We start from the raw sequence: 15,547 nt of genomic DNA on the forward strand, positions 1-15,547 counted from the left end.
TCAGAGGGATTGAATTTTTTCCAGCACCAAGCGGTTGCCTTGCATCTCACTGATGCGGTGCAAGCCAGGTTCGGGTGTCGCGTTCGCCGCACACACAGCAGTCCATTGCGCGCCACGGTGTTTGACTTGGGCGTGGCCTTGGGTGTCCCACGCATCTACCGTCACGGTCTCGCCAATGTCGAGGTGCACATTGCTGTCTTGTGCGTCGTTGCTGAGTGGTTTTTTCAAGTGCCACAGCACGGCAGCACCACCGCCCACGACTGCCGCTGTGACGATTTGCCAAGTGAGCGTGCCGTCTGCATAGGCTGTCAGCGCAGCGGCAGTAGCGCCTAGCGAGAGCATGAGCAAATAAAACGTGCCGGTCAGCAGTTCGGCCATCACGAGCACGCCTGCGACGATCAACCAGAGGGTTGGGTTATCCATCATTCACACCTTGAACTAAATATTTTTAGGTACATCACCATTGTGCCTAATTTGAAAAGAGTGGCACGGGATAATTGGGGCATGAATTTTCCCGATGCCTCGCTTTGGCGCACCTCAGTTGCACCCATGATGGATTGGACTGACCGCCACTGCCGTTACTTCCACCGCCTGCTCAGCCGCAACACATTGCTCTATACCGAGATGGTCACCACCGGTGCGCTGCGTCATGGCGATACGCAGCGGCATTTGCGCTTCAACGCCGAAGAGCATCCTGTTGCTTTGCAATTAGGTGGCAGCGACGCGGCTGATTTGGCGCATGGTGCGAAGTTGGGCGAGCAATGGGGCTACAACGAAATCAACCTCAACTGCGGTTGCCCGTCCGACCGAGTGCAGCGCGGCGCATTTGGCGCGTGTTTGATGAACGAGCCCAAAACCGTGGCCGATGGCGTGAAAGCCATGATGGATGTGGTGAGCATTCCTGTCACCGTTAAGCACCGCATTGGCATTGACCGCATCGAGAGCTACGACTTTGTGCGTGACTTTGTGGGTACGGTCAGCGATGCCGGTTGCAAGGTGTTCATCGTCCATGCACGCAATGCGTGGCTCGATGGTTTGAGCCCCAAAGAAAATCGCGAAATTCCGCCGCTGCGCTACGAGTTGGGTTACCAGCTGAAAAAAGATTTTCCCAACTTGGTAATCGCCATCAACGGCGGCATCACCACCAACGCGCAGATGGCCGAGCATTTGCAGCATGTCGATGGTGTGATGTTGGGGCGCGAAGCTTATTACCGCCCGTGGCTCATGACCACGTGGGACGCCGAGTTTTACAACGACCCGCATGAAACTCTCAGCCGCGAAGCGGTGGAGGAGGCTATGGTCGCTTACATGGAGCGTGCGCACGCCGAAGATGGTTGTCCTTGGTATCCGATTGCACGTCACATGCTAGGTCTATTTCATGGACAACGCGGTGCGCGTTTGTGGCGTCAGGTATGGAGCAACCACAAGCTCAAACCATTGCCACCGCGTGAAGTGCTGAAAATTGCCCGTGAGGCTTTGGCTCGCGGCGCAGAACATCCCGCAGAGACAAACTGACAGTATGGCGCTTTAGCTGGCGGCCTCTAAGCCGTTGGCAAAGTGCTCGTTCATGCGCTGCACCGTCAGTGCTGTGTCACGTGCCATCAATGCGTCCATGATGGCTTGGTGCTCTTTGAGCGATTCTTCGAGGCGCCCGCTTTTGAACAGCGAGTTGTGGCGGTTGAGCTTCATCACCTTGCGCAAGTCAGCCACCATTTGGTCGCGCCAACGATTGTTGGCGATTTCCAGCAAGCGCATATGAAAACGCTCGTTCACTTCAAAAAACTTCTCACGGTCTGCCTTCGCCTCGGTCAGCTCGGCGTGCAGGGCTTGTAAGTCTTGCAGTTGTTCGGCTGTTGCCTCCGTTGCCACTACGCCCGCAGCGTCTGACTCTAATAAAGACAGCAGGTGGTACACATCGCGCTGGTCTTTTTCGTTGACCTCGGTCACATACGCGCCGCGGCGCACTTTCATGGTGACCAAGCCTTCAGCGGCCAGCACCTTGAGGGCTTCGCGCATGGGCGTGCGGCTGATGCCGTATTCCTCGGCCAAGCGCATCTCATCAATCCAGCTGCCGGGCTCTAATTCGGCCGCAAAAATACGCTGACGCAGCAGTTCAGCGACTTCTTCGTAGAGGGCACGAGGGGTGAGGGTGACGGCGGACATGGACTCGAATTGTAAGCTGATATAAGATTTTGAATCAATAATTATGAATGATATGATTCTGTAACGGATCAAAACCCTAGGTTAACCTTGGGTTTCTTTGATCGCTGCACACCCCTTTCAAGAGTGATTTGCCATGAGCCAAAAGCCAACCGAATTCAACGCCGCCAACCTCGAAGCATGGGCCAAAGCCGCTGCTAAATCAGCCCCAGGCGGCGACGTCAACGCCCTGAACTGGAAGACTTTGGACGGTATCAGCGTCAAGCCGTTGTACACCGCTGAAGACACCCAAAACCTCCCTTACGCCAACACATTGCCAGGCTTCGAGCCCTATGTGCGCGGCCCGCAAGCCACCATGTACTCGGTGCGTCCATGGACGATTCGCCAATACGCAGGCTTCTCCACCGCAGAAGAATCCAACGCGTTCTACCGCAAGGCTTTGGCCGCCGGTGGTCAAGGCGTGTCGGTCGCGTTTGACTTGGCCACCCACCGTGGCTACGACTCTGACCATCCCCGTGTGACGGGCGACGTGGGCAAGGCCGGTGTGGCGATTGACTCGGTGGAAGACATGAAGATCTTGTTCAACGAAATTCCGTTGGACAAAGTGTCGGTCTCTATGACCATGAACGGCGCGGTGCTGCCTGTGCTGGCTGGCTACGTGGTGGCCGCCGAAGAGCAGGGCGTGAGCCAAGAGTTGCTGTCTGGCACGATTCAGAACGACATTCTGAAAGAGTTCATGGTGCGCAACACCTACATCTACCCGCCAGAGCCTTCGATGAAGATCATTGGCGACATCATTGGCTACACCGCCAAGCACATGCCCAAGTTCAACTCGATCTCGATTTCGGGTTACCACATGCAAGAGGCCGGTGCCAACCAAGCCTTGGAATTGGCTTTCACCTTGGCCGACGGCAAAGAGTATGTGAAAACCGCCATTGCATCAGGCTTGGATGTGGACGCCTTTGCGGGCCGCTTGTCGTTCTTCTGGGCGGTGGGCATGAACTTCTATTTGGAAATTGCCAAGATGCGCGCCGCCCGTTTGCTGTGGTGCCGCATCATGAAGGGCTTTGACGCCAAGAACCCAAAGAGCTTGATGCTGCGCACGCACAGCCAAACTTCTGGTTGGTCGCTCACCGAGCAAGACCCCTACAACAACGTGGTGCGTACCACCATCGAAGCGATGGCTGCGGTGTTTGGTGGCACACAGTCACTGCACACCAACTCGTTTGACGAAGCGATTGCTTTGCCGACAGAGTTTTCGTCACGCATTGCCCGCAACACACAGCTCATCATTCAAGAAGAGACCCACATCACCAACGTGATCGACCCATGGGCCGGCTCATACATGATGGAGTCACTCACCCAAGAAATGGCCGACAAAGCCTGGGCCATCATCGAAGAAGTCGAAGCCATGGGCGGCATGACCAAAGCCGTGGACAGCGGCTGGGCTAAGTTGAAGATCGAAGCTGCCGCCGCTGAAAAGCAAGCGCGCATCGACTCTGGCAAAGACGTCATCGTGGGCGTGAACAAATACAAACTCGCCAAAGAAGATCCGATCGAAACCCTGTCGATTGACAACGTCCGCGTGCGCGACGGTCAGATTGAGCGTTTGCAAAAAATCAAAGCAACACGTGACACTGCCAAGGTGGAAGCCGCATTGGCCGCGTTGACGCAATCAGCTGAAACTGGCGAAGGCAACTTGCTCGACTTGTCCATCAAGGCCATTCGCCTGCGCGCCACGGTGGGCGAGGTGAGTGATGCCCTCGAAAAAGTGTTCGGCCGCCACCGCGCCGACACACAAAAGGTGACCGGCGTTTACGCCGCTGCCTATGACGACGGCGAAAACGTGGGAGACACCATGGAATATTGGAACGCCCTCAAGGCCGACATCGCAGCGTTTGCCGAAGATCATGGACGTCGTCCTCGCGTGATGATTTCTAAGTTGGGCCAAGACGGCCACGACCGTGGTGCCAAAGTGGTAGCCACCGCGTTTGCTGACCTCGGCTACGACGTGGACATGGGCCCCTTGTTCCAAACACCTGAAGAGTGCGCTCGCCAAGCCATTGAAAACGACGTGCACGCCGTAGGTGTGTCAACACTCGCTGCTGGCCACAAAACCTTGGTGCCCGCCATCATTGCTGAGTTGCAGAAGCAAGGCGCTGACGACATCATCGTGTTCGTGGGCGGCGTGATTCCACGTCAAGACTACGACTTCTTGTACGAAGCGGGTGTCAAAGGCATTTACGGCCCAGGCACTCCTATTCCAGCCAGCGCCAAAGACGTGTTGGAGCAAATCAAAAAGGCCATTGGGTGACACCTGCTCAGTTGCTCGATGGACTGTTGCAGGGCAACTCGCCCGTGCAACGCCGTGCGATGGCCAAAGCAATCACCTTGCTGGAGTCCACGCGCACGGACCATCGTGTATTGGCGGATGAGTTACTCACGGCTATGTTGCCGCACACGGGCAAGTCGTTTCGACTGGGCATCAGTGGTGTGCCGGGTGTGGGCAAGTCCACGTTCATCGAAGCCCTGGGTTTGTATTTGATTGGTCAAGGCCACCGTGTGGCGGTGTTGACCATTGACCCATCGTCGACAGTATCTGGCGGCTCTATTTTGGGTGACAAGACCCGCATGGAGTTTTTGAGTGTGCACGACCAAGCCTACATTCGACCCAGCCCATCGAGTGGCACCTTGGGTGGTGTGGCCGAAAAAACGCGTGAGTCGATGTTGGTCTGCGAAGCCGCAGGTTACGACGTGGTGATTGTGGAAACCGTGGGTGTGGGCCAAAGCGAAACCGCTGTGGCCAACATGACCGACATGTTCGTGTTGCTGCAGTTGCCCAATGCAGGCGACGATTTGCAAGCCATCAAAAAAGGCGTGATGGAGATTGCCGATTTGGTGGTCATCAACAAAGCAGACATCGACGCCATCGCAGCCACGCGCGCCGAGCTGCAAATCACCAGCGCTTTGCAGTTGTTGGGCATGCACGGTGGCTCTGGCCACGCGCACCGCAACATCGAGGTGTGGCACCCCAAGGTGGTGCAACTCAGCGCGTTACTGGGCCAAGGCGTGGATGTATTTTGGGCAGCGGTGGGTGAGTTTCAAACCATTCAAAAACAAAACGGCCGCTTCTCTGAGCGCCGCCAAAACCAAGCCCTGTCATGGATGTGGGAACGCATCGATGCTGGCTTGAAACAAAACTTTAGAGCGCAGCCGCGTGTGCAAACGTTGCTGCCCCAATTGAGTCAACAAGTCGCGGCGGGCCAGCTGGCCGCCTCGACGGCTTCCCGTCAACTGCTCAGCGCTTATCAAGCGCAGGGTTAATTTGAAAATCTTCCTGGAGTAAAGAAAGAGCAACCATGCAAGACATCATCGAACAACTGGAACAAAAGCGCGCTGCGGCTCGCTTAGGTGGCGGCCAAAAGCGCATTGACGCACAGCACGCCAAAGGCAAACTCACAGCACGCGAGCGCATCGAAGTGTTGTTGGACGAAGGCACCTTCGAAGAGTGGGACATGTTCGTTGAACACCGTTGCACCGACTTCGGCATGGGCGACGACAAAATTCCAGGTGACGGCGTAGTCACTGGCTACGGCATGATCAACGGCCGTTTGGTGTTTGTGTTCAGCCAAGACTTCACTGTGTTGGGTGGCTCTTTGTCTGAAACACACGCTGAAAAAATCTGCAAGATCATGGACCAAGCCATGAAGGTCGGTGCACCTGTGATTGGTTTGAACGATTCGGGCGGTGCGCGTATTCAAGAAGGTGTCGCCGCATTGGGCGGCTACGCCGACGTGTTCCAACGCAACGTCATGGCCAGCGGTGTGGTGCCACAGATCAGCATGATCATGGGCCCATCAGCGGGTGGTGCGGTGTATTCACCCGCCTTGACCGACTTCATCTTCATGGTCAAAGACACGTCCTACATGTTTGTGACCGGTCCTGATGTGGTCAAGACTGTGACCCACGAAGAAGTGACAGCCGAAGAATTGGGTGGCGCTCTGACACACACCACCAAGAGCGGCGTGGCTGACATGGCTTTTGAGAACGACGTGGAAGCCTTGCTCATGCTGCGTCGCCTCTACAACTACCTGCCACTCAACAACAAAGAAAAAGCACCTGTGCGCGTCAGCGGTGATCCATCGAGCCGCATGGACATGAGCTTGGATACTTTGGTGCCTGAGAACCCCAACAAAGCCTACGACATGAAAGAGCTCATCCTCAAAACTGTGGATGACGGCGACTTCTTTGAGCTGCAACCCGACTACGCCAAAAACATCCTGATCGGCTTTGCCCGCATGGAAGGCCAAACCGTCGGCATCGTGGCCAACCAACCTTTGGTGTTGGCTGGTTGCTTGGACATCAAGAGCTCGATCAAGGCCGCACGTTTTGTTCGCTTCTGCGATGCGTTCAACATTCCCGTCATCACCTTTGTGGACGTGCCCGGCTTCATGCCCGGTACCTCACAAGAGTACGGCGGCATCATCAAGCACGGCGCCAAGTTGCTGTACGCGTATGCCGAGTGCACGGTGCCAAAAATCACCGTCATCACACGCAAAGCCTACGGCGGTGCGTATGACGTGATGGCCTCTAAGCACTTGCGCGGCGACGTGAACTTTGCTTGGCCTAACGCCGAAATCGCAGTGATGGGTGCCAAGGGTGCGGTGGAAATCATCTTCCGCGAAGACAAAAACGATCCAGAAAAACTGGCTGCCCGCGAAGCCGAATACAAAGCCCGCTTTGCCAACCCCTTCGTGGCTGGCGCACGCGGCTTCATCGACGACGTGATTCAACCGCACGAAACACGCAAGCGCATCTGCCGCTCGCTGGTGATGTTGAAAGACAAGAAGATCGAAAACCCATGGCGCAAGCACGGCAACATTCCGCTCTAAGCCGCTAGGAGAAGAAGAACATGTTTACAAAAATTCTGATTGCAAACCGTGGCGAAATCGCTTGCCGCGTCATCGCCACCGCTCACAAGATGGGCATCAAAACCGTGGCCGTTTACTCTGAAGCTGACAAAGAAGCACGTCACGTGCAACTGGCTGATGAAGCTGTGTTGATTGGCCCTGCGGCCTCGCGCGAGTCTTACCTCGTGGCTGACAAAATCATCGCGGCTGCAAAAGCAACGGGCGCACAAGCCATTCATCCTGGCTACGGCTTCTTGAGTGAGAACGCCGAGTTCTCTAAGCGCTGCGAAGACGAAGGCATTGCCTTCATCGGCCCACGCCACTTCTCAATCTCCGCCATGGGCGACAAGATTGAATCCAAGAAACTGGCTGGCGCTGCGGGCGTGAACTGCATTCCTGGCTACAACGACGCCATCGACACCGCTGAAGAAGCTGTGAAGATTGCCCAAGGCATTGGCTACCCCGTCATGATCAAAGCTTCGGCTGGTGGCGGTGGTAAAGGCTTGCGCGTGGCGTTCAACGACAAAGAAGCCTTTGAAGGTTTCACCTCTTGCCGCAACGAAGCGCGCAACAGCTTTGGCGATGACCGCGTGTTCATCGAGAAGTTTGTCGAAGAGCCGCGTCACATCGAAATCCAAGTGCTGGGCGACAGCCACGGCAACGTGGTGTTCTTGAACGAGCGCGAGTGCTCGATTCAACGCCGTCACCAAAAAGTGATTGAAGAAGCGCCATCACCCTTCATCAGCGAAGCCACGCGTAAAGCCATGGGCGAGCAAGCCGTGCAGTTGGCCAAGGCGGTGAAATACCAATCCGCAGGTACGGTGGAGTTTGTGGTCGGCAAAGACCAAAGCTTCTACTTCCTCGAGATGAACACACGTTTGCAGGTGGAACACCCTGTGACCGAAGCCATCACAGGCCTCGACTTGGTCGAGCAAATGATTCGCGTGGCAGCAGGCGAGAAACTCACCTTGACGCAAGCCGATGTCAAACGCAACGGTTGGGCTATTGAGTGCCGTATCAACGCCGAAGACCCATTCCGCAACTTCTTGCCTTCCACTGGCCGTTTGGTGCGTTTCCAAACGCCAAAACAAACCATGTTCCAAGGCAACACCGCTGACTTGCTCGGCGTGCGCGTGGACACCGGTGTGCAAGACGGTGGCGAGATTCCGATGTTCTATGACTCGATGATCGCCAAACTCATCGTGCACGGCAAAGACCGCAACGACGCCATCGCCAAAATGCGCGAAGCCCTGAACGGCTTTGTGATTCGCGGCATCAGCTCGAACATCCCATTCCAAGCGGCTTTGTTGGCGCACCCCAAGTTTGTCTCGGGTGACTTCAACACGGGCTTCATTGCTGAGCAATACGCCCACGGCTTCCGCGCTGAAGACGTGCCGCACGAAGATCACGATTTCTTGGCTGCCTTGGCTGCGTTTGTGCGTCGCAAATCACGCGAACGCGCTGCGGGTTTGAGCGGTCAGTTGCCTGGCTACGACGTGCAAGTTGGTCAAGACTATGCTGTGGTCGAATTGGGCCAAGGCGGCGACAACCGCTACGTGTCGGTGCATGTGGATGAGTTCATCGGCAAACCCGGTGTGGCGCAAATCACCATCGCTGGCAAAACCTACGCGATCGAAAGCAAGTCACGTTTGAACGACATCCGCATCGAAGGCACTTGCAACGGCAAGCCTTTCACAGCGCAAGTTGAGCGCGGCACTTTGAAAAACCCATTGGCTTTGCAAGTGCAGCACAACGGCACACGCATCGAAGCTTTGGTGATGTCGCCACGCATGGCCGAGTTGCACAAACTCATGCCATTCAAGGCGCCACCAGACTTGAGTAAGTACGTGTTGTCGCCTATGCCTGGCTTGTTGGTCGAAGTGTCTGTGACACCTGGCCAAAAAGTGCAAGCGGGCGAGCGCGTGGCTGTCATTGAAGCGATGAAGATGGAAAACGTGTTGTTTGCAGCCGCAGACGGCGTGGTCAAAAAAGTGGTGGCCGCGAAGGGCGAATCATTGACTGTGGACCAGATGATTGTGGAGTTCGAATAAATGAGCGCCGCAAGCCGCCCATTCAAAGTTCTCGGCATTCAACAAATCGCCATTGGCGGCCCTGACAAGGGCCGCTTGAAGAAGCTGTGGGTTGACATGTTTGGCCTAGAAGTCACGGGTACGTTTCAAAGCGAACGCGAGAATGTGGACGAAGACATCTGCGCCATTGGCGTCGGCCCCTTCAAGGTCGAAGTCGATTTGATGCAGCCCATGGACATCGAGAAAAAGCCTGCGGTGCACGCCACGCCGTTGAACCACATTGGCTTGTGGATCGATGATCTGCCCGTGGCTGTGGAATGGCTCACGGCGCAAGGTGTGCGCTTTGCACCCGGCGGCATCCGCAAGGGCGCTGCTGGCTTTGACATCACCTTCATGCACCCCAAGGCGAACGATGAGTTCCCCATCGGTGGCGAAGGCGTTTTGATTGAGTTGGTGCAAGCACCAGCTGAAGTGGTGAAGGCTTTTGCAGCTTTGGCGGCTTCGCACGCTTAAACTTTGGCAACAAAAAGCCGTGATTGCTTAGGCAGTCACGGCTTTTTTGTTGCCAGAAAAATGGCGTGAAGCTTGATCAATCAGGGGTTCTGTAAATCTTTTGCAGCAAACGCATCAATGTTTTTTGCTCTGCTGCACTGAGTTGATGCGCGGCGCTGGCGTCTGATTCAATGGCCGCAACTTCTGCTTTTTGCATGAGTTGCTGACCTTTTTGTGTGAGCGACAAACCCATGGCCCTTCCATCGGTGGGATGGGGGGCACGGTCGATCAACTCACGTTTTTCAAACGCTTTCAAGAACCCCACCATGTTGGGAGGCAAGATGTTCAGCGCATTACACAGCTCACGCGAGGTGATGCCTGGGTTATGCCCAATCAATGACAGCACCGAAAAATCCACCGGCCTCAGATCAAACTCAGCCATGCGCTCGATGAAGCGACTGATGATGGTCAGGGTGGCGCGGCGGGTGTTGTAGCCGAGGAGGGTTTCGAGGTAACGGGTGTCTATCTTGTCGGTCATGCTGGTTTGAATTGTGCGCGAATTATGTTCAAGCGCATTTCAAACTCTGGCATTACCCAAGCACGCAAGGCAGCCGCAGGTGCATGCCAACGGGCAGCATCGGTGGGCTGAGCGGCTTCAATGCGTGTCCAGCTCCAAGCCAGCAAGGCGAGGGTGGCCACACGCAAGTAGTCACCGGTAATCCAGCTCAAGGTCACACTGCCATCGGGGCGTGTGTGCACTTGCGTGGCTTGTTGGGTGATGTCACGCAGTTGTGCAAACAAGTGCAGCACTTGCGCTTCGTGCGGTGCTTGCGCATTCAAGCCAGCGGACAGTTCGTCCAACATGGCATTCAAAGCGACACCGCCATCGCCCAAGACTTTGCGCATCAGCAGATCGATGGCTTGAATTTCGTTGGTACCTTCGTAAATCATGGCGATGCGGGCATCACGCACGTTTTGTTCAATGCCCCATTCACTCACATAGCCGTGGCCACCAAACACTTGCAAGCAGTCGCTCGCACCGTGGAAACCTTGCTCGGTGCAAGCCGCTTTCAAGATGGGCGTGGTCAGTGCGCACCAGCGCTGCGCAGATTCGCGCTGCGCTGCATCGGGGTGATGCTTGGCAATGTCCAATGCGAGGCCAGTTTGATAAGCCAGCACGCGCGAGCCATCAATCCACGCACGTTGCGTGTCCAAGATGCGGCGCATGGCGGGGTGTTCAATGATGAAGTCGGTGGGCTCACCCTTCACACCTGCAGGTTTGGGCGCGCGCATTTGGCGGCGCTCGTGTGCGTAGGCATTGGCTTTTTGCCAAGCGGCATCGAGCAAGCCAACGCCTTGCAGGCCCACATGCAGGCGTGCGGCGTTCATCATCACAAACATAGCGTTGAGGCCTTTGCCCACTTCGCCGACCAACCAGCCTTTGGCTTCATCAAAGCGCATCACACAAGTGGGGCTGCCGTGGATGCCCATTTTTTCTTCGATGCGTTCGCAATGCACCGCACTGCACGAGCCATCGGCATAAAACTTGGGCACCAAAAAGAGTGACAAACCTTTGGGGCCTGCCGGTGCCTCGGGCAAGCGTGCCAACACCAAGTGCACGATGTTTTCGGTCAGGTCGTGGTCGCCGCCAGAAATGAAAATTTTGGTGCCGCTGATGTGGTAGCTGCCATCCGCTTGCGGCACGGCTTTGGTACGTGCCAGCCCCAAGTCGCTGCCCGCATGGGGCTCGGTCAAGCACATCGTAGCCAGCCATTCGCCTGTGCCTACTTTGCTGAGGTACTGTGCTTTCAGCTCGTCGCTGGCGTGGTGCTTGATGCACTCATATGCGCCGTGCAACAAACCGGGCGCCATGGTCCAGCCATGGTTGGCAGCAGAGAGCCACTCGTACAACACGCTCTCAAGCACGGCAGGTAGGCTTTGACCGCCATCTTCGGTGGCTGTGCACAAAGATGCCCAGCCCGATTGCCAAAACGCTTGGTACGCGTCTTTGAAACCAGGCGGCATGGTCACATGCCCTTGGTTGAATTGTGCGCCGACTTCATCGCCGACGCGATTGAGTGGCGCGATTTCGTTGGCCACAAATTTGCCAGCTTCGTCGAGCACTTGGTTCATCAAGTCGGCATCAACTTCCGCAAACGCTGGTAATTCAGCAATGCGTTGTGGCACATGAAGCACCTTCTCCAAAATGAATTGGATATCTTCAAGACGGGGTTGGTAGTTCATGTGTGTGCTCTAGCGGTTGATCAAGATTCAGCGGTGAAGCCAATGCGTTTGACGAGTGGGCCCCACACGTCGTATTGCTTCTTCATGTCGCGCACCATGTCTTCGGGGGTGCCGCCGACAGGCACCAAGCCAGAGAGTGCCAAGCTGTCGATGACCACTTTGTCTTTCAAAGCAACGTTGATGGCGGCATTGGCAGCAGCCACGGCGTTGACGGGTGTTTTGGCGGGCGCGTAGAAACCGAACCACTCCTCAATCACCAAATCAGGGAAACCTTGCTCAGCAAAAGTTGGCACATCGGGCAAGAAAGGTGAACGCTTGGCACCAGAGGTGGCGATCACGCGCAACTTGCCGGCTTTGTGGTTGGCCAAGAAGTCGCCGTGTGGTGTGACCATGGCGGCGAGCTGGCCGCCAATGACATCGGTGACACCAGGCACAGAACCGCGGTAGGGGATGTGCTTGAGTTCAACACCTGTGTTGATGCTCAACAACGCGCCCAAGAAATGAGGGGTAGAGCCCGCAGCGGGCGATCCGTAGCTGGCATCGTTTGGATTGGCTTTGGCCCAAGCCAAAAAGTCTTTCACGTTTTTCACAGAGGCGGGCACCATGGGGCCAACAGCCAAACCATGCGTCAGCATAGATGCGATCGCAACAGGCACGAAGTCTTTGAACGGGTCGTAGCTGAGCTTGCTGTAGATGTGTGGATAGATCGACATCATGGAGTAAGGCGTGAGCAACAAAGTGCCGCCATCGGCGGGAGCAATCTTGACGGCCTCAACAGCGATGCGACCTGCAGCACCGGTTTTGTTTTCGACGACGCCAGCGTTTTTGCTGTACGCGCCGTTGCCCAGCTTGTCGCCGATACGGCGGCTGGTCACGTCAGCGGTGCCACCGGCAGGAAAGCCGTTGATGATTTTGATTTGCTCCAAAGGCAGTGCACCGCTTTGTGCAAAAGCACTGAAAGGTGCAATGGCTGCCATCGCGACGGGCGTGAGGGCGGTTTGGATGAATTGACGACGGTTGCTCATGGTTTTGTCTCCTAGCTATGGTTGTGGTGAGTTGAGTGAGGGAAAACGAATTAACGGGGTGCCATACGTAAAGCACCATCCAAGCGAATGACTTCGCCGTTCAAGTGGTCGTTGGTCACGATATGGCAAGCGAGTTGGGCAAACTCTTCGGGTTTACCCAAGCGCGAAGGAAAGGGAATCGATGCGGCCAATGACTGTTGCACCGCTTCGGGCAATGTCTTCATCAGTGGTGTGGCAAACAGGCCGGGGGCGATGGTGCACACGCGAATGCCGTGTTGCGCCAAGTCACGCGCCATGGGCAAGGTCATGCTGACCAAGCCGCCTTTGGAGGCGCTGTAGGCTTGTTGACCCACTTGTCCGTCGAAGGCCGCGACCGATGCGGTGAACATCATCACGCCGCGTTGGCCATCGACGCCTGCAGGTAACTTGGCACATTCAGCGGCAAACAAACGGCTGATGTTGTAAGCGCCCACAAGGTTGACATTGACCACGCGTGCAAAGTCTTCCAAGGGGGCGGCATTGCCGTCTTTGCCCACGATGCGTTTGGCGGTGCCAATGCCTGCAATGTTCATCAAGATGCGGGCAGGGCCATGCGCTGCAGTGGCTTTGGCCAAGGCTGCTTGCACGCTGTCGGTGTTTGTGATGTCGCATTGGCAAGCAACGCCGCCGATGTCTGCGGCCACTTTTTCAGCGAGCTCTAAGTTCACGTCGATGACGGCGACTTTGGCGCCCAGTCGCGCCAGTTCGCGTGCGGTGGCTTCACCGAGGCCTGATGCGCCACCGGTGACTAAAACGGCTTGTCCTTGAATGTCCATGTGCGTTGTCCTTTACTGAGGCAGCAAGATGTTGGGGGCGGTGCCTTCGTGCATGGCTTGCACCAAAGCATCGCGGTGTTTGAGCACAGCGCGTTGGTTGATAGAGCCTTTGTCGGTCACTTCACCTTTGTCGATGGAGGGCGGCTCGCTCAGCAACACTGCACGCGCAATGCGCGAGGCACTGCCGGTGGCGGTTTCAGCCAAGTGGTTGAGCACACCTTGAAAGTGCGCCACCACGGGGGCGCTGGCCAGTACATCGGCCATGCTGGCGTTTGCACTTAAACCACTCAGGCCACGCACAGCGGCGGTTGGAAAAATCATGGCGCCCACTTCTTTGCGGTTCAAGCCTGTGACCACCACGTCTTGGATGTACGGCGCACCGGCGCCAATCACTTTGGCGCGCAAAGGGCCCACGCTCACAAAGGTGCCTGTGGCGAGTTTGAAGTCTTCGGCGATGCGGCCATCAAACCGCAGGCCTTGGTGCACATCGGACTCATCAATCCACTTCACCGCATCGCCTGTGCAGAAGAAGCCTTCTTCGTCAAAGTGGTCGCGTGTCTCTTCGGGCGCGCGCCAGTAGCCGGGCGTGATGTTGGGGCCTTTGTAGCGAATTTCGATTTTGTCGCCATCGGGAATGAGCTTGATTTCCAAGCCGGGTGTGGGTACGCCCAGGTCGGCGGTTTTCACATGCGGGTTGGTGACAAACAAAGCGAAGGGGCCAGACTCGGTCATGCCCAAGCCTGTGGTCATGGCAATGCGTTCACCCACTTCGCGCTCTTGGCTGGCGTACAGGCTGTCCCAAATAGGCTGAGCCATCGCAGCACCTGCATAGAAAAACATGTTGACGCGGCTGAGCAAGTTTTTGCGCAGCACATCGTCGGTTTGCATCGCGCTGGCAATGGCTTCAAAACCAGTGGGCACGTTGAAGTAAACCGTGGGGGCAATCTCGCGCAAGTTGCGCAAGGTTTCTTGTATCAATGCGGGCGTGGGTTTGCCATCGTCAATGTAGAGCGTGCCGCCGTTGTAGATGACCATGCCGAAGTTGTGATTGCCACCGAAGGTGTGGTTCCATGGCAACCAGTCGATCAGCACAGGTGGCTGCTCGGCCAACAAGGGCATGGATTGGCACATTTGCTGTTGGTTGGCGCACCACATGCGGTTGGTGTTCATCACGGCCTTGGGCATCTTGGTGGAGCCCGAGGTGAACAAAAACTTGGCGATGGTGTCAGGCCCTGTGGCTTGCATGGCTGCATCCACGGCAGGTGTGATGGGGGTGGCCAACAGGTCTGCAAACGAGGTGTTGGTGTGGCCTTCTGCGGTGCCGTGCGTCAGCACCACTTCCACATCAGCGGGAACTGCTGTTTGAATGGCTTTGCCGTAGCGCGCGGCATCAGCGGCAAATACCAAACCTGGCGTGAGCGTGCTGAGGATGTGGCGCAGCTTGTCGTAGTCTTGGCTGATGGTGGAGTAGGCGGGCGATGCAGGGCAATACGGCACACCGGCCACCATGCAACCCAAAGCCATCAAGGCGTGTTCAAGGTCGTTCTCAGACAAGATCACCACAGGGCGATCGGCGTTGAGCCCGCGGTTGATCAAACCTTGTGCAATGTGGCGAGCCGAATCCAGCGCTTGAGAGAAGCTGATGTGTTGCCAGTCACCCGAAGTGCCATCTGCATTTTTAACGCGACGCGCAAACAAAGTTTGCTCGGGCTTTTCTTTGGCCCAGTGCACCAAGCGGTCGGTCATGCGTTCGGCATAGGGGGCGAGTGCTTGGTCGGCCATCATGTAGCGGATGCCGTTTCGGCCTTCACGCATGTTCACGCGTGTGACGCCAAACTTCATGTCACGAAATTTCACTGCAGTCATGGGGT

Annotated in this window: 13 protein-coding genes; 6 read left to right on the top strand and 7 right to left on the bottom strand. The window is 56.3% G+C overall.

Annotation, left to right across the window (positions count from 1 at the left end):
* Positions 1–423 (bottom strand): NfeD family protein, encoded by a 423-nt coding sequence (locus tag C5F52_RS20485; RefSeq protein ID WP_104800217.1) that lies wholly within the window; start codon positions 421–423, stop codon positions 1–3.
* 81 nt (positions 424–504) lie between these two features.
* On the opposite strand from C5F52_RS20485, the gene dusA reads away from it, so the two are divergent.
* Entirely contained in the window at positions 505–1,515 is a 1,011-nt protein-coding gene (gene dusA / locus C5F52_RS20490) for a tRNA dihydrouridine(20/20a) synthase DusA (RefSeq protein WP_104800218.1), read from the top strand.
* Positions 1,516–1,527: 12 nt separating this feature from the next.
* On the opposite strand, the gene C5F52_RS20495 is transcribed toward dusA, so the two are convergent.
* On the bottom strand, positions 1,528–2,163 hold the full coding sequence (locus C5F52_RS20495; protein WP_104800219.1) for a GntR family transcriptional regulator: 636 nt from the start codon (positions 2,161–2,163) through the stop codon (positions 1,528–1,530).
* A gap of 133 nt (positions 2,164–2,296) precedes the next feature.
* Here C5F52_RS20495 and scpA point away from each other — a divergent pair, with 133 nt between their 5' ends.
* From scpA to C5F52_RS20520, 5 genes are read left to right on the top strand one after another with little or no spacing between them, the layout of a single operon-like run.
* The gene (scpA, locus tag C5F52_RS20500; protein ID WP_104800220.1) at positions 2,297–4,474 is read left to right on the top strand and encodes a methylmalonyl-CoA mutase; all 2,178 of its coding nucleotides are present in this window, start codon (positions 2,297–2,299) and stop codon (positions 4,472–4,474) included.
* Positions 4,471–5,484 (top strand): methylmalonyl Co-A mutase-associated GTPase MeaB, encoded by a 1,014-nt coding sequence (gene meaB, locus C5F52_RS20505; protein ID WP_104800221.1) that lies wholly within the window; start codon positions 4,471–4,473, stop codon positions 5,482–5,484. Before scpA ends, meaB begins: the two co-directional genes overlap by 4 nt.
* A 35-nt stretch (positions 5,485–5,519) precedes the next feature.
* Positions 5,520–7,052: an acyl-CoA carboxylase subunit beta gene (locus tag C5F52_RS20510; protein WP_104800222.1), complete on the top strand. Its 1,533-nt coding sequence runs from the start codon at positions 5,520–5,522 to the stop codon at positions 7,050–7,052.
* Between the two features lie 20 nt (positions 7,053–7,072).
* Positions 7,073–9,121: an acetyl/propionyl/methylcrotonyl-CoA carboxylase subunit alpha gene (locus C5F52_RS20515; RefSeq protein WP_104800223.1), complete on the top strand. Its 2,049-nt coding sequence runs from the start codon at positions 7,073–7,075 to the stop codon at positions 9,119–9,121.
* Positions 9,122–9,613, top strand: coding sequence for a VOC family protein (locus tag C5F52_RS20520; RefSeq protein WP_104800224.1), 492 nt, complete (start codon positions 9,122–9,124; stop codon positions 9,611–9,613).
* A 76-nt stretch (positions 9,614–9,689) separates the two neighbouring features.
* Here the strand turns inward: C5F52_RS20520 and C5F52_RS20525 are convergent, their stop codons facing one another.
* From C5F52_RS20525 to C5F52_RS20545, 5 genes are read right to left on the bottom strand one after another with little or no spacing between them, the layout of a single operon-like run.
* Positions 9,690–10,130, bottom strand: coding sequence for a MarR family winged helix-turn-helix transcriptional regulator (locus tag C5F52_RS20525; RefSeq protein ID WP_104800225.1), 441 nt, complete (start codon positions 10,128–10,130; stop codon positions 9,690–9,692).
* Positions 10,127–11,836, bottom strand: coding sequence for an acyl-CoA dehydrogenase family protein (locus tag C5F52_RS20530; protein WP_104800226.1), 1,710 nt, complete (start codon positions 11,834–11,836; stop codon positions 10,127–10,129). The genes C5F52_RS20525 and C5F52_RS20530 overlap by 4 nt, the downstream gene beginning before the upstream one ends.
* 20 nt (positions 11,837–11,856) lie before the next feature.
* Positions 11,857–12,861 carry a Bug family tripartite tricarboxylate transporter substrate binding protein gene (locus C5F52_RS20535; protein ID WP_104800227.1) on the bottom strand — a complete coding sequence of 335 codons (1,005 nt, stop codon included), beginning with the start codon at positions 12,859–12,861 and terminating at the stop codon, positions 11,857–11,859.
* 50 nt (positions 12,862–12,911) lie between these two features.
* Positions 12,912–13,676, bottom strand: a complete 765-nt coding sequence (locus C5F52_RS20540) for an SDR family NAD(P)-dependent oxidoreductase (protein WP_104800228.1) — start codon at positions 13,674–13,676, stop codon at positions 12,912–12,914.
* Between the two features lie 12 nt (positions 13,677–13,688).
* Positions 13,689–15,542: a feruloyl-CoA synthase gene (locus C5F52_RS20545; protein ID WP_104800229.1), complete on the bottom strand. Its 1,854-nt coding sequence runs from the start codon at positions 15,540–15,542 to the stop codon at positions 13,689–13,691.
* Positions 15,543–15,547: the final 5 nt, after the last annotated feature.

Source organism: Limnohabitans sp. TS-CS-82 (assembly GCF_002943475.1).